The 17,829-nt window shown below is 52.8% G+C and carries 11 protein-coding genes and 1 pseudogene; 3 read left to right on the plus strand and 9 right to left on the minus strand.

Translation table 11 applies throughout. The features are described from left to right. Nucleotides 1-5: 5 nt before the first annotated feature. From H6B30_RS07295 to H6B30_RS07320, 6 genes and pseudogenes are all read right to left on the minus strand, one after another. Entirely contained in the window at nt 6-785 is a 780-nt protein-coding gene (locus H6B30_RS07295; protein WP_205109163.1) for an endo-1,4-beta-xylanase, read from the minus strand. A gap of 21 nt (nt 786-806) precedes the next feature. After that, on the minus strand, nt 807-1,769 hold the full coding sequence (locus H6B30_RS07300; RefSeq protein ID WP_205109165.1) for a hypothetical protein: 963 nt from the start codon (nt 1,767-1,769) through the stop codon (nt 807-809). 340 nt (nt 1,770-2,109) lie between these two features. Next, nucleotides 2,110-2,421, minus strand: coding sequence for a helix-turn-helix domain-containing protein (locus tag H6B30_RS07305; protein WP_205109167.1), 312 nt, complete (start codon nt 2,419-2,421; stop codon nt 2,110-2,112). A gap of 6 nt (nt 2,422-2,427) precedes the next feature. Next, the gene (locus H6B30_RS07310) at nt 2,428-2,655 is read right to left on the minus strand and encodes a response regulator transcription factor (RefSeq protein WP_338088955.1); all 228 of its coding nucleotides are present in this window, start codon (nt 2,653-2,655) and stop codon (nt 2,428-2,430) included. Next, on the minus strand, nt 2,652-5,537 hold the full coding sequence (locus H6B30_RS07315) for a ligand-binding sensor domain-containing protein (protein ID WP_205109171.1): 2,886 nt from the start codon (nt 5,535-5,537) through the stop codon (nt 2,652-2,654). The genes H6B30_RS07310 and H6B30_RS07315 overlap by 4 nt, the downstream gene beginning before the upstream one ends. Before the next feature lie 736 nt (nt 5,538-6,273). Continuing rightward, nucleotides 6,274-8,822, minus strand: a pseudogene (locus H6B30_RS07320) (glycosyl hydrolase 115 family protein). A 183-nt stretch (nt 8,823-9,005) separates the two neighbouring features. On the opposite strand from H6B30_RS07320, the gene H6B30_RS16340 reads away from it, so the two are divergent. The 3 genes from H6B30_RS16340 to H6B30_RS07330 are packed head-to-tail and all read left to right on the plus strand — an operon-like array spanning nt 9,006 to nt 11,618. After that, on the plus strand, nt 9,006-9,170 hold the full coding sequence (locus H6B30_RS16340; RefSeq protein WP_239483741.1) for a hypothetical protein: 165 nt from the start codon (nt 9,006-9,008) through the stop codon (nt 9,168-9,170). Further along, nucleotides 9,163-10,209, plus strand: coding sequence for an SGNH/GDSL hydrolase family protein (locus tag H6B30_RS16345; protein WP_338088956.1), 1,047 nt, complete (start codon nt 9,163-9,165; stop codon nt 10,207-10,209). Before H6B30_RS16340 ends, H6B30_RS16345 begins: the two co-directional genes overlap by 8 nt. Then, a complete protein-coding gene (locus tag H6B30_RS07330) occupies nt 10,206-11,618 on the plus strand; it encodes an MFS transporter (protein ID WP_205109173.1) in 1,413 nt (470 codons plus the stop codon). The genes H6B30_RS16345 and H6B30_RS07330 overlap by 4 nt, the downstream gene beginning before the upstream one ends. Before the next feature lie 858 nt (nt 11,619-12,476). Here H6B30_RS07330 and H6B30_RS07335 read toward each other — a convergent pair. From H6B30_RS07335 to pglZ, 3 genes are read right to left on the minus strand one after another with little or no spacing between them, the layout of a single operon-like run. Continuing rightward, nucleotides 12,477-13,865: an ATP-binding protein gene (locus H6B30_RS07335; protein WP_205109175.1), complete on the minus strand. Its 1,389-nt coding sequence runs from the start codon at nt 13,863-13,865 to the stop codon at nt 12,477-12,479. A gap of 29 nt (nt 13,866-13,894) precedes the next feature. Then, complete coding sequence (brxL, locus tag H6B30_RS07340) at nt 13,895-15,382, minus strand: BREX system Lon protease-like protein BrxL (protein WP_205109177.1); 1,488 nt, start codon at nt 15,380-15,382, stop codon at nt 13,895-13,897. 11 nt (nt 15,383-15,393) lie between these two features. Further along, nucleotides 15,394-17,826 carry a BREX-4 system phosphatase PglZ gene (pglZ, locus tag H6B30_RS07345; protein WP_205109179.1) on the minus strand — a complete coding sequence of 811 codons (2,433 nt, stop codon included), beginning with the start codon at nt 17,824-17,826 and terminating at the stop codon, nt 15,394-15,396. Nucleotides 17,827-17,829: the final 3 nt, after the last annotated feature.

Here is a 17,829-nt window from a genome sequence, read left to right on the forward strand (position 1 = left end):
TTATGTTAGTGTTGTGTTTTGTCGTAGCCTGCGGCCGACTGCCTCAAACCGTTGGCCAGGCCCTCATAAATGGCCGTTCTCTCAAAGCCCGACGTCCATGGTCGAAGGTGGTTGCCTGTGGCTTCTTCTGTCATTCCGGCCAACGAAATGCCGTATTGAAGGGTTGCTGGTATTATGCGCATGTACTCCCTGATGATGAACGAGAGATAGTCAGCCGCCCTTTCCCTCTGCACCGGAGCAATGTCGGAGGCCGCCACTATGTTGCCAGTCCGGTCTTCATATATCACGTCGAGGGCGGAAAGCCGCACAGGTTTGCCGGTGGCGGCCAGGCGTTCCAGCATCCCGGTTATCTGATCCTTGTTTGCCTGTTGTTCGTCGGCGTCTTCGGCGCACACGGCTTGCAGTCCTATGTTGAAGCCGTCAATGCGGGTGGAGCCATCTGACTGCCAGCTGTCTGCCGTGGCTATGAGCCGATTTGTGGCGTCCACCATGTCGTCGTATTGCGACAGGTGCCCGCTCACAAACAGCGTGAGGTCGGCCTTTGATGCCTCGCGGGCCAGCCTCACAGCCGTGCGGGCATAGCCGTCGGCACCGAGATAGTCGGCCCAGGCAAAAGTGTTGGCGTCGGCCGTGCTGTCGAACAGGTCGCCCACCACGTTCCACTGCTTCACGTAGTCGCCGCCCGAGGCAACCATCACTTTTATCCACTTGCCCATCTCGTCGGTCAGTATGGCCCTTTTCTCTTCAGGCGTTTTCTCTATCACCTCGTCGCCCTTGTCTTTCATGTTCAGCCTTACGTTGTCTATCTAGGCGTGCCACTCACCTGAGCCCGAGCCTATGGCCAGGTCAAACTCGCTTAGTTTTGCCAAGTCGTCGGTTATGGCAATCCTTCCGTCGCCCGTGCTTCCCTCGGCCACGCTTATGATTGGTATGTTTATGGCTTCTCTGGCCCATGCGTTTGGCATGCAACCGAATGCGCTCGGGCCTTTGCCGCAGTTCATCTCTGTGCCGTTGATGACCACTCTCATGCCCGAGCCCCACTGCCCCCTGCCGTCTATTAGGAACATGTCGAGCGCAATGGAGCCATAGTCGGCCAGTGTCTTGCCTGGCTTCAGCCTGACGTGAAACTTTGGGTAGCTGTACTTGCAGAAGTCGTCGGCGGTGCCCACATGCAGCACATTGCCGCTTTTCCCCGTGGGGTCTTTCTCTACCACGCCTTGGTTGCCGTTGGTCATGGCGTAGTGCCCACCCTGTTCGTCGGCCTCAAAATCGGCCACCATAGTTACCAGTGTCTTCGGGTCTGAGGGTATTATGATGGGCGCAATGAGTTGTCTGAGGTGTGCCGCCGCTTGGCCTTGGGTTGAGCACAGTGTGCCTCCGAAAACGGCCGTGCCGGCGTTTTGCGCAGCATAGACGGCTGCTTTCATGGCGTTGAAGCCATATTCGCCATTGCCGTCTATCAGTGTCGATGGCGAGCAATCCCCGTCGAGGTCAATCCCGTCGAAGTTGCTCAGTGCCGTAGAGTACGCCAGTCCCTCCGACTGGAAGTCGGCATGGTTTACCGCTGTGGCCAGCACGAAAGGCGAGCCGGCCTCTTTGTTGACATACGACTTCAGCACACCGTAGGTGTTTAGGTAGTCCCTGTCGGCGACGTCGGTTGGCTTTTCCAGCATGATGACGGCCAGCGGGCTGCCGTCAGCGCACGACACGCACAGGTCGGATAGCGTCCACGCAGCCGTTGCGATGGTCTTCTTCACTTGTATTTTCATTGTTTTTAGGTTGATGTTATTATTTCAGGGTTTGCGGTGTTCAGTCATGTCGTTGCTTGGCCCCGGTGGCTAATGGGGCTTTGCATGGCAGTTGGTTGCCATGGGGCCATAGGTCTTTGTATTTGCTGCAAAGTTACGTAATCTTAATGGCTGCGTGTTTTCTGTTTGTTCCATATTGTTGTCTGCGTGTTCCATGGCCCCAGCCGCATGGCTGCCGTGTCTTGGCGTTGTGGCGCCTCGGCCTGTTTGAGCCCCGGCGCCACTCCTGCCCCGGCGCAGGCCGACGTGCCCGGCTATGTCGCGGAACCTTTTGCGGCCAAATGTCGCCTTGCGGTTAATTTCAGCCGGGGCTGCCGTTGTTGCGTTCGGCATATTCGCTTGGCGACACGCCGAAATGCTTTTTGAACGAGGTAGAGAAGTGGGCGTTGTTGTTGACCCCCACCGTGTATGCCACCTGGGTTATGTTTATCTTGCCTCCGCGTATCAGTTTTGCAGCCTGTTCGAGGCGTATGTTGCGCACAAACTCGCTGGCCGGAATGCCCGTGAGCTCTTTCATCTTGCGGTGTAGCTGCGTGCGGCTTAGCCCTACGTCGGCCGCAAGCCGTTCGACATTGAAGTCGGGGTCGCCCAGGTTGTCGTTGACCGACTTCATCACGCGCTACATCAGTGCGTCGTCGTTGCCCTTTACCTGCACGGCCTCTATTCTTTCCTCTTGCCGTTGCGCGCCCGAGAACTTGCCCCGCAACCTCCTTACGTTGTCTACCAGGTTGTCTATCGTGACGTGCAGCTCCTCCATGTTGAACGGTTTCGACATGTATGCGTCGGCCCCTCGCTTCAGTCCCTCAAGCCTGTCGGCAACCTCGGCCTTCGATGTTAGCAGTATCACTGGTATGCTTGGTAGAACCTGTCGAACAGCTTGGCCGTGTTTTCGCCCTTGAGGCCTATGCCGGTGTCGGTAACGCTCAGCCTTGCGCCCTTGTCGTCTTGGTCGACGCACACGGTTATGCGTCCGCCGTCGGGCGTGTACTTGAACGCGTTAGACAGCAGGTTGGCCACCACCTTGTCAAACTGGCTGCGGTCTATCCATGCCCAAACGGGGTGGGCGGGGTGGTCGAACGTGAAGTCTATCTTGCGTTCGGTGGCGTTGTAGCGGTAGAGGGCTATCACCCCGTTGACAAAGTCGACGAGGTCGGTCTGCCTGCAGCGCAGCCTCAGTTGGTTTTTGTCAATCTTCCGCTTGTCCAGTATTTGGTTCATGAGCGTGAGCAACCTCATGGCGTTGCGCTCGATGGTGTCCATGTCGGCCCGGCTTTCGGGGTCGGCAATGCGCTGCTTCAGCTTTCCCTGCGGACTGAGTATGAGTGTCAGCGGCGAGCGCATGTCGTGGGTGGCGTTGATGAGGAAGCGCATCTTGGACTCTTCGAGCTCGCGGTTCTTGCGGCGGTTGTAGTATACCATGCCCATGAGCGCTGTCGCCAGCATCATCATGGCGTAGACGAAGAAGGCGTCGGCGGTGAGATACCATGGCGAGGCCACGCTGACGGTAATCTTCTCGGTGCCCTCAGAGTAGATGCCGTTGACCGTGGCGCGAACCTCTATTATGTAGTCGCCGGGTGGCAGCCTGTTGAACGTGATGGCGTTCGACAGCGTGCCGGCAGTGTTCCATGGACCGTTGTTCACCCTGTATTCAAACACCACGTTGTCGGTGTTGCGGTAGTCGAACAGCGAGAACTCCATGGTAAACGTGTTCTCGTCGTTGGATATGTCGTAGTGGCTGTGTGTGCTGCCCACCTGCTTGCCGCCTATGCTCATGGCCGAGAGGGTGACTTGCCCCAGCCTGACGCGGCTCTTCCTCACGTTGTCGGGGCTGAACACTGTCAGTCCGTCGGCTGTGCCGAAGCCTATTCGGTCGTCTTTCTCGTGGAAGAACACCTTGTCGAGATACTCCTTGGTGGTGAGCCCGTTGCCGGTGACGTGGCTTATGAAGGCCCGCGCCTTGTGGTCGTACTGCCATATTCCGTCGGTGGTGCTCAGCCACACGTCGCTGCTGCTGTCGGGCACGATGGCGCACACCGCCTTGTTGCCGAGCGCGGCAGAGTGGGGAAAAGGCCTCATGCTTCCGTAGCGCTCGTCGTAGAGGTAAAGGTTTTGGTTGGTGCCTACCACTATATGCCCGCCATTCGTCTCGGCCAAGGCGGTTGTTGCCTCGCCTTTAAGCAATGTTTGCCAGCCCATGGTGTCAAACCTGCCTGTGCCCATGTCCATGCAGCACACCCCGTTGGCGGTGCTGAGCCACATCCGCTGGCGGCGGTCTATGTACATGTAGTTCACCCAGTCGTTGCATAGGGTGCCCCCGCTGCGCAGTGTGTCGTTCATGCTTATGTTGCGCAGTTGCCGGGTGACGGCGTTGTAGACGTAGATGCCGCGCCCCAGGCTGCTGAAGTAGTAGTTGCCGCGGCCGTCGTCAGCCATGCATGCCAGTCCGTCGCCCTCGAGCGTGAGCTCCATGGTGGCGGTCTCGGTCGCCAGGCTGTAGCGGTACACCTCGTTGCGCCCGCACAGCCACAGGGCCCCGCCATGGTCTTTGTAAACCACGTCGATGCCCGTTGGGCAGCCCCGCCGCTTTGCTATCTTGCCGCCTTTGTCGAAGCGGAAGAGGCCGTTGCTCGGCACGAGGCACAACACCCCGCCGTCGTCGAGCATGGCCATCGACTTGATGCAGCTGCCCGTCTTGACGTTTTGGGCAGAGAAACTCCACGTCTGGAACACGTCGTTGCCCTTGTTCAATAGCAGCAGCCCCTTGTTGTAGCAGCCCACCCACAGGTTGCCCGCGCGGTCTTCGATGACGCTGTTGACGTTGGCCGTGTGAATGTCGAAGGGTGCCACCGACTGGTCTATGGACCTTGCCACCCTGCTGCCGCGCCTTATCACCATGAGCCCCGTGGCCGACGAGCCGAGGTCAATGTTGCCCCTGCGGTCGGCAAAGGCCGTGTTTATGGCCTTCCTCTCGCCCATGGCGCTCAGGTCGAAGCCGGCGTCGGCCAGTCGGTCGGTAGCATAGTCGTATCGGGCAATGCCGTCGGAGCACACCAGCAGGAATCCGCTCTTGCCCCATGGCACAAACTTTCGTATAAGGCCGAGGCCGGCGTCGAAAGCCTTGACGGCCGGACGCCCATCCTTGCCTATGGACACCTGCTCGAGGTTGCTGCTCCGCCCCATGCGCCATAGGCGCCACTTGGCGTCGAAAAACAGCCTGGTGTAGAATCCCTGCATGGGTTTGGCACCCCACACACGGTCGCTCTCAATGGTGGCGGAGCCCTTCTTCAGGCGGAATATGCCGTAGCCGGAGGTGCCTATGAGCAGGTCGCCGTTGCGGTCGGTGACCAGCGAGCTCACCCTGGGGGTAACCCCTTCGGGGAAAGGCAGCCGCCTGAAGGCGTTGCTGTCGTAGTCGTAGCGCGCCAACCCGTTGACAAAGCCCACGTAAAGTGAGCTGTCGGGGCCGCATATTATCTTTATGGCCGAGTTCGACGGCACTGATGTCGAGTCGGCTGCGTCGTTCATGTATGCCGTGTTGCGGTAGCCGTCAAACTTGTTGACGCCATATTCGGTTGCCACCCAGATGTATCCGTAGGCATCTTGGCAGATATCGTTGACCATGCTGCTCGACAGCTTGTCGGCAGAGTATAGCTTCCCGGTGTCGGCCTGAATGATCGACGATGCCAGCACCAGGGGTATGGATAGTGTTAGGGCATGTATCGGTTTCATCTACGTGAGTTTAACGCTGTTATTGTGTTGGCGCAAGCCGGGCTGCCCGGGTTGCCGCATGCAGTGGATGTGGCCCGGGCCGTGGTGCCGTGGCAGGCTTGCGGTGGCGGCAATGCACTTGTGTTGCATAGCACTGTTGGTGACGTGAATTTTATAGCTACGCCTTGCTGTAGGCGCCTTCATTCTGAATTTTGTTTACATCATAGGCCTCTGGCTTGGCTTTGCTGCCGGGTTGCGGCGCAAGGGCGGCTGATGCCACGCTTGAGCATGTGGAGGCCTGCATGCCGGTGGGTGGGGCTTTGTTGGGCTGTGGGGCATTGTCGGCCATGCCATTTGTCCCCTTTGTCCCTTTGTGTGCCGGTGGCTCGCCCCGTGGAGGCGTGCCGTGGCTGTCCGGTTGGTTTGCCGCCACGATGCAGTGGGCAAGGTGGCGCTGCATGAAACGGGCCGTATGATGACGCGAAACGAGCCGTTCCGACCGTCGATACGGGCCGTTCGGGCCGGCCGAAAGGGCCGTATTGCAAGTCTGTGGCTCAGGGCCGGCCGCTGAGGGTGGCCGCTAACGGGCGTGACGATGGTGGGCGAGGTGTTGTAGTGCCACGAATATTCGTTACAGATGCAGTCATGCCGACGGTTGGTTGAAATGGTATGGGCGCGTTAATTGCGATGCGCCCATACCGAAGAAACAAAGTATAATCAACTATTTAAATGTGCCTGCAATCCGATTGTGGCTTGTTTATCGGCGGTCTGCGGCCACCCTCTTGCCCGACTCCTTGCCGAAGAGGAACTGCGGAACGTAGCCGCCGGCGTCGACCACCACCTTTTCAAACACGATGCCCGGGTCTTTTGGCCTCAGTGTGAGGGTGTGGAGGCTGTCGGGGCCCACGGGCAGCGTGACGGTGCTTTCGACCACCCTGCGTGCCACGGTGGGGTAATAAACCGAGTGGACGTTTTCGGGGTTCTCGTTGAGCCGGCTGTTGAAGTTGACGCTTACGGCATCGCCGCCGTCGAGGCTCACCTCGTATGTCATGCCGCCCTTGACCTGGAAGTCGAGCGTTGACTTGACAACGACGTGCACCTTCACTGTCTTCACGCCGCCAATGCCGCCGAACTTGTATGTCAATTCGGCCCCGTCGGTAGGCTTGGTGTAGGGCATGAGGGCCATGGCGCCCAGGGTGCGGCCCATGTGGGGGATGTTTGTCCAGCATGCCTCTTTTGCGTCGCGCTTGCAGAAATAGTGCTCGGCCTCGATGCTCACCACGCCATCGGAGCCCTCGAACACGTAGCCGCCCTGCCCGCCGGCAGCCATACGGTATACCCGTGGCATGATGTCGTGGGGGAAATCGTCGTTCCACGATGTGTAACCTATGTGCTTCTGCATCATCATGCCACGCCATTTGCCTCCGGCCAGCTCGTTGTTGTATTGTGCGCAGAGAGCCGAGTCGCGCCTGAAGAAGCGCTCGCAGCGGTCGGCCCATACGTTGGCGTCGGGGTTGCCGGCCTCGTAGAGCCTGTTGTTCATGGCCTGGGCGCGATACATGCGGTGGAGGTTGGCCATGGCCTGGATGGGAAAGAGAATCAGTTCGCGGTAAGCGTCGTGCTGGTCGGGGCGGAGCCTGGTGTACAGCTCTAGTGCCTCGGCCTCAAGCTCGGTGTATTCGGCCACCACTTCGTCCCACTCGCCCTTGTCGAGGTTGTAGGTGCCGGCATCGAGCATCTCTGCCGTAGAGCGGCCGTTGAGCTTGCAGCACAGGTTGAGCAGCCGCGCTGCCTCGCCGGCGTGGGCCTCGCCAAACTGCTGGGCGCAGAACTCGCGCGTGTGGTCGAGCAGGTTGCCGGCGTTGAAGCGGCGCGGGTTCCATGCCATGCTCAGGAACATGTTGATGGGATACTCCATTGGCTTGAGGTCGCCCACGTTCAGTACCCACAGCTTGTCGACACCATATTCGTAGGTGAGGTGCAGCTGCTCCCACATGTTCTGTATTGGCGTGGCGTTGAGGAACTTTGAGTTGCGGGGCGCTCCCACATAGTCTACATGGTAATACATGCCCCATCCGCCTTTGCGCTTGCGCTCGCTGGCGTTGGGCAGGCGGGTCACGTCGCCCCAGTTGTCGTCGCACAGCAGCACTATGGCGTCGTCGGGCGCCTTAAGTCCCTTCGCCATGTATCTCTGCACCTCCTTGTAGACGGCCCAACCTGTGGCCTCTCCTTGGCCGGGCGGCCGGTGGCTTCGGCAATGATGGCCCTTTGGTTCTTGAAAATCTTGCGCAGAAGGGCTATGTTGCGCTCGTCTTTGGTCTTGTACTCGCTGTCGTTGCGGTCTTCGCCGCCCATGGGCTCGTCGCCGTCGCCACGCATGCCGATGGTTATCAGGTCTTCGGTGTCTTTGGCGCGCTCAACACCGAGGCGGAAGAAGTCGTCGATTACCTTCTGGTTGGTCTCATAGTTCCACGCCCCGTACTGCTTGCGGTGGCGTGCCCATTCCTGGTGGTTGCGCGCCATGGGCTCGTGGTGCGACGTGCCCATGATGATGCCCATCTCGTTGGCAGTCTTGCTGTTGAGCGGGTCGTCGGCATAGAAGCTCCATCCCCACATCGCCGGCCACATGAAGTTGGCCTTGAGACGCAGCAGCAGCTCGAACACGCGGGCGTAGAAGTCGTGGCCGCCATAGTCGGTGCCGTAGGTGTTCTTCACCCACGAGGTGAGGCAGGGGGCCTCATCGTTGAGGAATATGCCGCGGTAACGCACGGCCGGCTCACCGTCGGTGTAGGTGCCACCTTTTATATAAATGCGCTCGTGGTGCTCTACAGGCACGTCGGCCCACCAATACCACGGCGAGACGCCAATCTGCCTCGACAGCTCGTATATGCCGTAGATGGTGCCGCGGCGGTCGGAGCCGGCAATGACCACCTGGTTGCCGGTGGTGGTTATGATGTATTTCTCGCACTTGCCCTTCAGGTCTTTGGCGTTTATCACACCGAGGCTGGCCAGGCGGTCGATGCCTGCAGAGTGGCCTATGGTGCCGACAACGATCTTGGCGTCGGCATGCCGGCCCACCGTGGCCTCGGCGCCGCACACCTTGCCGATGTCGGTGGCCAGGTTGCGGGCGGCTATCGACACGCCCTTGAGGTCGGCAGGGTCAAGGTCGATGGTTACGCGGCCGTCGTTAAGCAGCAGGCCGCCGCCCGTGAAACTAACGAACCGGGGGGCGCCGGCCATGGCCGACACCACGAATAGCAGGGCTGACACGGCCATTTGCCTGATGAAAGATTGTCTTTTTCTCATTTCTAATTTTAGGTATGTTATTCGTTTCTCCGCGAAATTAGCAATACTTAAGGACAGTGAGGCCATGAAACGGCTTTTATTTTGCGGCATGAAACAAATAGCAAACAATACGGAACACGCTTGCAAGCCTCATGCGGAATTAGTGATTAACTTCGCAATGTAAACCAAACAAAAAAAACAAGAATGAGACATTACGTATCTGTCATGCTGTTGCTTCTTGCCATGATGGCGCATGCCGCCGACGGCAAGTGGGCAGGAACGTGGGCCACAGCCATAGAGCCGGTGGGGAAAAACCGACCTGCCGGACAATCTGGACTTGGCCAACAGCTCCATAAGGCAAGTGGTTAAGGTGTCGACGGGGGGCCGGGAGATAAGGTTGAGGCTGTCGAACGAGTTCAGTGAGAAACCAATAGAGATTATCTCGGTATGGGTGGCCGACGCGCGCGACTCGTCGGACGTGGACAGGAAGACGGCCCGCAGCCTGTATTTCGGCGGGAAGAAGGCCGTAATCATAGAACCGGGCAAGACCGTGACGAGCGACGCCCTGGCCTACGGCCTCAAGCCGTTGCAGTTGCTGGCCATAACCATCAGCTATGGGGCGGTGCCGGCCAAGGCCACGGGGCACAGGGGCTCGCGTACCACGTCGTATGTCGTTAAGGGTGAGGGCAGGCCCCGGCGCTCATTCAACGGGGCATTGCGCTTGGAGCGGTGGCTCAACATCGCAGCAGTGGAGGTGAGGGCCGACGGCAAGAAAAGCATTGCCATACTGGGCAACTCGATAACCGACGGGCGAGGCAGCGACACCGACAGGCAGAACAGGTGGCCCGACAGGATGGCCGAGGCACTGGCCGGCAACGCGCTGACCTCCGGGATCGGGGTGCTTAACCTTGGCATTGGCGGCAACTGTGTGGTGGCCGGGGGGCTCGGCCCAACGGCACTGAACCGCTTTGACACCGACATACTGGGGCAAAACGGGCTTGAGGCGGTAGTCGTATTTGAGGGCATCAACGACATAGGCGGAGAACAAGGCAACTGTGAACGCAGGGCCGGAGAGCTGATAGAGGCCTACAAACTGTTTGTGGACAAGGCGCACAAACGCGGAATAAAGGTGTATGGGGCTACAATAACGCCGTTTGGCAACAGTTTCTACGACGCGGGCTTCTTCAGGGAGGCCGCCAGGCAGACCGTCAACAGGTGGATAAGGACTGGCGGGGCCTTTGACGGGGTTATCGACTTCGACATGCTGATGCGCGACAGCGAATGCCCCGCAAAGCTCAGGAGGCAGTGGCAAAGCGACTGGCTGCACCCTAACGCCGAAGGGTATGAGGCCATGGGCCGGATGGCGGCGCAGTTTATCATTGACGAACAAACAAAGGCCGAGCCATGAGCGTTGCTGTTTCATTGAATGAAGCTAAGGGCTTCTGTCGCCTGGGCTGGCTTACGAGGATAGGGTTTGGCGCAGGAGACCTGGCACAGAACCTGGTGTACCAGACCATTTCCATATATTTGCTGATATACTACACCAATGTCTACGGCCTTGACCCGTCGGCAGCGGCGTTCATGTTTCTCGTAGTGAGGGTGGTCGACCTCGTGTGGGACCCTTTAGTGGGAACATTTGTCGACAAGCACTCGCCGCGCTTCGGCAAGTACCGCTCATACCTTCTCTTTGCCGAAGTGCCGCTGTCGGGCTTCGCCATCATGTGCTTCTGGAACGGATACAGCGGTTCGCTGCTGTATGCCTATGTCACTTACGTGGGGCTGTCGATGCTATACACTCTGATAAACGTGCCTTACGGTGCCCTGAATGCCTCGCTCACTCGTGACACCAACGAGATAACCATACTCACATCGGTGAGGATGTTGCTGGCAAACACCGGCGGACTGGCTGTGGCCTATGGCATCCCGGTGCTCTTGGCCAAGCTGTCGCCCGACGGGAAGATGAACACCGCTGCCTCGTCGGACGCATGGCTGACGACAATGACTATTTACGCTGTGGCAGGTTTGGCGCTTATGCTCTTCTGTTTCAGCCAGACGCGGGAGCGTGTGGTGATGGGCGACGACGAGACTGCCGACGTGAGGCTCAGTGACCTCTGGACGGAGTTCTTCCGCAACAGGCCGCTGCGCATACTGGCCTTCTTCTTCGTGACGGCGTTTGCCATGATGGCCGTGGGCAACTCGGCAGGCTCTTACTACATGATATATAACATACATGCCGATGCCGGGCAGGTGGCCAACTTCATGGCTCTGGGGTCTGTGCCTGCATTCATATTCATGCCAATGGTTCCGGCCATCAAGCGGAAGGTTGGCAAGCGGGCCATGTTCAGCATCTTCCTTTCCGTTGCCATTGTGGGCATGGTGCTGCTGTATGTCATCTCGGTAGTACCGGCGCTGCGGGCCAATATATGGATGGTTTATGCCGCTCAGTTCGTGAAGTCAACTGGCGTGATTGTGGCCACGGGCTACATGTGGGCGTTGGTTCCAGAGGTCATCTCGTATGGCGAATATGTAAACGGCAAGCGGATATCTGGCATAGTGAACGCTCTGACGGGCATATTCTACAAAGCCGGAATGGCCCTGGGTGGTGTGATACCAGGCATGGTGCTGGCCTTTGTGGGCTTCGACAAGGGTAGCGAGAGCGTACAGTCGCCGCTGGCTGAACAGGGCATCCTGTGGCTTGTGGCTGTCATACCGGCGGCTTTGCTCGTTGTCGCCCTGATGATAATATCGCGTTACGAACTCACCGACGAGCGTATCGACGAGATTAACCGTGTGATTGAGCGTAGGCGCAATGTTTGATTTGTGTTGCCATCATGTTGGTGTGGGGCTTGCAGCGGTGTTGCGGCATGTGTGTCGCGTGGCTATGGCCGCCATTGCCAGGCAATGCCTTTGGCAAGGAGGGAGGGGCTGTCCGCACGGAGACAAGGTTAAAATAGCTTGACGGCAATGGGCTACTTAGGTTAAGGCGTGCGCCGTCTGGTGGTGCCTGTTGCCTAGTTAGGGTGGTTGGATATGTAGGTTTGTGGCCGCTGCAGGTTTAATGACACCGACAGGCAGCCCAGGGCTGGCGAGCAGACTGCTCTTGCCACGTTGCAGAAGTGGTATGATTGTGGCGTTGACGATGCCGCCCGCCATGTAGGCCAGGGCACGGGCATTGTCGACTGTTGGCTTTTATTGCGGTCCGTTGGACCGTGGTGGGCACAATGGAATCTGTTGGCAGGCAGCTTGCTGTGGTGATGCGTCCGGCAGTTGGCGATTCCAATGGCGAGTTACTGCATAGCTTCTTGCGGGTTCGCATCCACATCTCATACTGTTCGGACAGCACTGTCATTCCCCTTGTTCGCATCCATTTCACAAATGTTGTCTACCTTTCGCAAGTCGCATTGTGCCTTACATAAAATAGATAATCCCGAAAACCCTCTTTCTACAGGCTTTTCGGGATTACGATGTGGTACCACCAGAAATCGAACTATTCGTTCAAGTGGCTGAATATCTTTGATTTATGAATCAGCAAGTAGTGTAATCTCCCGCTATTGCTCCACCGGATTGTTGCAGCGTTCTGCGACAGATTGCGTGGAGGTTTCCTTTATTGATTACAAATATACAGCTTTCTTTTGAAAGTCAGGCATGTAATCATGAAAATTTCTCCACCTTGGTTCAAAATCCTTGTTGGACTTCCCAATAGCCTCCTTTATTGGGGCCGACATGTTTTATCATCCCTTTTTCTTGGAGTGAAGCCAACCGACGTTTTACGCTGCTTTCATGTATGCCTAAGCGACTTACCAATTCTTTTCTTTGTATATAAGGATTCTCTTTAATTAGTTCAAGAATGACGTTTTCTTGCTTTTGCTGGCCGGTTTCTGGTCGGTTTCTGGTCTTTTCTGGGTCGTTCTTTTGGGTCGTTTCTGGGTCGTATTGGGTCGTAACCCTTTCCGGATACTCGAACTTGAATGTAGTCCAAATCCCTGAAGCATCGTAGCGGAACTCCGGCGTGGAGAAACCGCCATTCTTACATGCCGTGATAATGCGCTCAATACCGCGTCCCCATGCCTCAATCTCACCTGCACGGAAGAACGTATTGGCAATATCCGGGTTGTAAGGCATACTTCGATGTGAGGACAATAAGGTTTCCACAGTCCAACCTTCGGGCAATACTCCACCGTTTATTATCTCCACTTTGTTCTCATATACACGGATTTGGATTGGGGAAGGCTCCGCATAGTCTTTGTTGATACAGGCATTCAATAGTGCCTCACGCAGAGCCTCACGGGGCATAGGCAATGTTTCTATCCGCTGGATACCTTCGTAGGTGATGATGGCTTTCATGTATTTGGTACACAGCAAGTCCATCAGTTTCACGATTTGTTGGAACAGATTACCATGCACTTCGTCCTGATACACCAAATCCATGCCTTCACGGAAGAAGCCGATCTTTACAAACGCTCCGGTCACATACTTTTCCGGGTCGGGATGGAACAGCAAGGCGGCAGCACGTTTCAGGTAACTGCCCTCATAAAGCCGAAGTTTTTCTAGCAATCCGTGATTGTCATCCATCAAGTCCGCTTCCTCCATGCGTCCGCTCCTTTTAGCATACTTGCGGAACAAGTCAAACGTAGCGTTGTCCAAGTCCTCCGCTTTCAGATAAGGCACAGGCACACCGTCCCAAGTCTTTCCCTGTTTGCGAAGCATAAAGCGGTCGAGTGCCGCCCCTTTCAGTTCCTGATTGGTCGCACCGCTCCGTTGGTAATACTTGCCCCGGAAACTGACGGGATAAGGATAAGCCTCCGTCATGATTTCCAGATATTGCTTTCCGTTTTTTTCTTTCAGGTTGACATCCACTAAGATACCCATCATGTCACGCACCTTGTTCGGAATGTCCTCCATCAGTTTCTTGGCATCCTGCACACCGCACACCTCGCCATTGTCCTTTATACCCACATAAAGGATACCGCCTTGTGCATTGGCAAAGCCACAAATCCATTTCTGGTATTCGTCACGCCAAGATTCTTTGAATTCTATGTTTTGGGATTCAATGCCGTTATTCATAAACTTGTAAGATATATGAAATCATTAACCTAAAATAGCTCATTTTCTTCCATCCCTTGTTTGTTTGAACTTATATTCAAAAGTTCATTTTTAATCCAAAAGTTGGGCATTGTAGTTTTAAACTCAGGGTCAATATAATGGCATTGCTCTTTAATAATTCCCCTACGATATATTGCAGGTTGTAAACAATATCGATCAAACTCGTCCATATCCACTTTGGATGAATTAGTCCAATGAGGAAAGAGCAACTTCATATATCCAACTGCTATTCGCTTGACCGCATTGAAATCGCGGGTATCCGCATTCTTGTCATATCCAACTATTTGGTCAAAAACGATACCATAAATATTTTGAGTGCGGAGAGCATGAAGAATTTCAGAGAAATATTCCACATTAATAGTCCACCCGGAGAATATCATCCCTTTGTGAATGCGTGGTAAATGCCACCCCTCTATGAAACAATGGAAACGGTCAAGCAATGCAGACTCACGGAAATTTTGTGGCAAAGAATCAAAATAACGGAAGTTGAGTGGTCGCTTTCTCTCATTTAAAGGGATGTTTCCCATTAACATCAAGCCACATTCGGATGTGAATTCGTTATTGTCTATTGTGGTTTTACCAGATTCGAGATATGATTTTAAGGCAGCTTGAATCTCTGCAGGTTCTTGAAAAACAATGGTCTGAATTTCATCGAACGCAGTAAAATCATGATTTTTCATAATGCCATTTTGCTGTTTTTGCTTGTCATAAAACAACTTGGCACGAGTTACCTTACCTCCGCTAACCAACCAACCATATTTGGATAGATTGCCAAAGACATAACTCTTTCCTGTTCCTTTGGGAGCAAGCTCAATTACATTTAGACGAGGCTCTAAGAAAATGAGCAGTCTTGTAAGGAACTCTATTTTTTCTGTTTGCGATTGAAAACCTTCGGCATCATACTCCATAGCAGAAAGCAATAAGTCAATCCATTCTTTAGTAGTAAAAGCCTCTCTTGCATTTCTGAAATAATCTATATCAACTGACTTGTATGGTTTGAAGGGTTTGTAGTCAGTCATTTCAACATGATTCTTTTTCCCGTCATCATCGGGTAAAAGAGCTAATTTTATAATACCCCATTTTTCTCCGTCAACAAGTTCTCCCATATGGGCTTTATATACATACTCTGGAATCTGACCTTCGTTTTGTTTGATACCCATGTCTGGTATCGAAAAGCGGCGGATACCTTTTACAAGGTCTATATATACTATAAAACGTGTCAGAAGGGTTAGTTCTTCTCTACAATCCAATCGATCTTTAACCGTAGATTGTTCAGTAGGAATAACAGAGTCCAGAAATTCTGTCAGTTTGAGCCGATTAACAGAACCATCAGGGTTTATATATCGTTTGAGCAGAAAGTCTTTAACAAATGAAGGTAAATTTCTTCCTGCAAAAAGGCTACCTGTAGAAGTAGGATCTTTGTATATAGTCATTGCGGCAAATTGCTCGCGAATTTTATCTGATAAGGATTCGTTCATTGTTGTAATATTTATAAATCGCCAAATAAATCATCTTCGACAGCACCCGTCGAAATCTTGATATTAAATGTTCCGAAAATGTCGTTGTTGATACGCACAACAGCCCTTGTAGCAGTATCAACCAAGTTCAGACGTTCACTTTCAAATTTGTCGCCACCTAAATTTAACAGATGATATATTACACCGTTATATTCAAGCGTTGGGACATCTACTGAGGCAAGTCCCTTAATAGTAAATTTAAGATTAGGTTGCCTGCCATCTATCTCATCATTGTCAATAGTAACTGAATAGGTGTTTGCGTTTTTATGGGAAGAAACAATAATGATTGGCACTAACACTTCTTCAGGAGAACACCCCCCATGTGCTCCATGCCCCATGTTTACCTTGTCTGTTAATGATTGGTGAGTTAAGGAACATATAGTTCTCTTATCATCAAGAATAATATATTTGTTGTCAGACACGTAATTTCCACCAACAATATCAGCCAATCTGCCTTCATGGTTAGGGTTAAGTCCTGCCAATTTAAGGCCGTTAGAATGTTGTGCAAGGTAAGTAATACCATGATCAGAAACAAAAGCAATTTTCTTTCCTGTATATTTATCAAGCACTTGGGTAATTGCTTTTTCCAAAATTCTCATTTCACCAATGATATATTGAGGATATTTTTTCGCAGAATGGGCAAAGCTATCCAAGTCACCTATCCTTTCAAGAGGACAATTGTCTGGAAGGAGAGATTGCAGAATTGGTTTATTGATAGCAGTGATAGTTGGCAAATCTGCTACAGCGATGTGTATCTCGTTAAGATACACATGCTCTTTCTCAAACTTGTCTATTATGTTGCGGATGAATGGTATCCAATCTACGCCAAGTCCGTCTATCCAATAGAGTATATCAATATCTGAACGATTGTGTAATATCGTCTTTACAGTTCTAAAATTGTTATACCAATTCAGGAATGATGTAGAGTTAGCATTTTTCTCAGACATGATATCAGATACACGTTCATTTATGGTATCTGATATTTTTGATATGCGGTAACAGTCGAAGTATTCTAGTATCCATTGATTAGCTGCCTCTAAGTAGTTTAGGTTGAGGGGTTGCAGATACGAATAGAAATCTGGGAAGATGCTCTTTATATCGTTAATACTGACATTCCCTTGAGCGACCCAGCGTATGGCAAGCTGTAATTCTTCATCTGTCAATGGGGTTAGAAGCCTAGTGGCAAGATAATATCCTCCTTGTTCGGGTGCTATTGCGATGGATGTAAGTTTTGCTTTCAATTTGGTTCTCGCCATGTCAGGGATTTGCACACCTTTCTCAGCAGCTAATTTCATAGCAGCTAAACGCTCGGAGATAAACGTTTCTTTGTTTGGCTCATCAAATATTAGCGTAGCAATATGAGAGAACAATTCTGATTTGCTAAGGTTGGTACATTGAGAGACAGCACGATAGATGTATCCTGTTTTATCAGCAATCTTACGGAAATAGATAGACAATAGCCAACGGTCAAAATCTGTTTCGCAATCAAACCATGATTTTATAAAATCAATGCCATCTTGCAGGGTAAATGTATCAAGATGTTCTTTTACGAACTCGTCAAAGTTGAACGTGTTCACATCAATCTTTGCCGCCAATTGTTCCCAATAATGCATTTCTTCATTACAGGGTTCTTCAGTTACACCAAAATCAATATGCAATCCGTTGACAAGAAATTGGTAAGCATTTTTGCACTCTGTATATGTGAAGGCGTTGTCCGGTTGCGCAAAATGAGTATTTGCAAAAATGTTCGGTGAACTGCTAATGATTGTTTGTTTTATTTTACCTCCTTTTTCCCATAACTTAAGCCATTCGTACAAGGTCTTGACATACGTGTACTTGTCGGACAGTCCTGAAACGCCATAAATAGTTCCATTAGTTACAACCAAATTATATGTGCCTTTGTCAATTTCAGACTTAAATTCCCAAACAAAAGTCGAATTGTCGTTCATAAATCTGCCCATTTTCTTTTGCATGCCGACTATGGGTATGTATATACGGACATGCTCTTCTTGGGCATCCTCTGGGGCTTGAGAAGCGCGTATAGTAGTGATAAGAGCATCAAATTCCTTGCATTCCTCGTTATCATAGAAGCGAGCCATCTCAGAAAACGGATAGATGACAAAATCGTTAATAGGAATTTTCTTTGTAAAGGCACGTATTTCACGAGACAATTCGGTATATGATAGGAAATCATCTGGTGACTCTATGTCAATCATTGTATCAATCGAATGCTTGTAAATACCAGTCGGTCTATTTACAATAAATTCGTTGAAGTCAGAAAAATTATCAAATAACACAAACCTGACAGGATACCTGTTGTAATGGGAAGCATTGGCACCTGTCCAATGCTTATCCTCCTGAATATACGCAAAAAGCGCATCAAGTGAGTTGAACGACTTATACATAGG

It is taken from the genome of Marseilla massiliensis (assembly GCF_016899955.1).
In the GTDB taxonomy this organism is placed as follows: Bacteria; Bacteroidota; Bacteroidia; order Bacteroidales; family Bacteroidaceae; genus Prevotella; species Prevotella intestinigallinarum.

Bases quoted from the DNA above. Each gene is read 5' to 3' on its own strand.
- H6B30_RS07305 (WP_205109167.1), bottom strand. From the start codon at position 2,421: ATGAAGTCGGTCAACGACAACCTGGGCGACCCCGACTTCAATGTCGAA.
- H6B30_RS07335 (WP_205109175.1), bottom strand. From the start codon at position 13,865: ATGAATAACGGCATTGAATCCCAAAACATAGAATTCAAAGAATCTTGG.
- H6B30_RS07315 (WP_205109171.1), bottom strand. From the start codon at position 5,537: ATGAAACCGATACATGCCCTAACACTATCCATACCCCTGGTGCTGGCA.
- H6B30_RS16340 (WP_239483741.1), top strand. From the start codon at position 9,006: ATGAGACATTACGTATCTGTCATGCTGTTGCTTCTTGCCATGATGGCG.
- H6B30_RS07300 (WP_205109165.1), bottom strand. From the start codon at position 1,769: ATGAAAATACAAGTGAAGAAGACCATCGCAACGGCTGCGTGGACGCTA.
- pglZ (WP_205109179.1), bottom strand. From the start codon at position 17,826: ATGTATAAGTCGTTCAACTCACTTGATGCGCTTTTTGCGTATATTCAG.
- brxL (WP_205109177.1), bottom strand. From the start codon at position 15,382: ATGAACGAATCCTTATCAGATAAAATTCGCGAGCAATTTGCCGCAATG.
- H6B30_RS07330 (WP_205109173.1), top strand. From the start codon at position 10,206: ATGAGCGTTGCTGTTTCATTGAATGAAGCTAAGGGCTTCTGTCGCCTG.
- H6B30_RS07295 (WP_205109163.1), bottom strand. From the start codon at position 785: ATGAAAGACAAGGGCGACGAGGTGATAGAGAAAACGCCTGAAGAGAAA.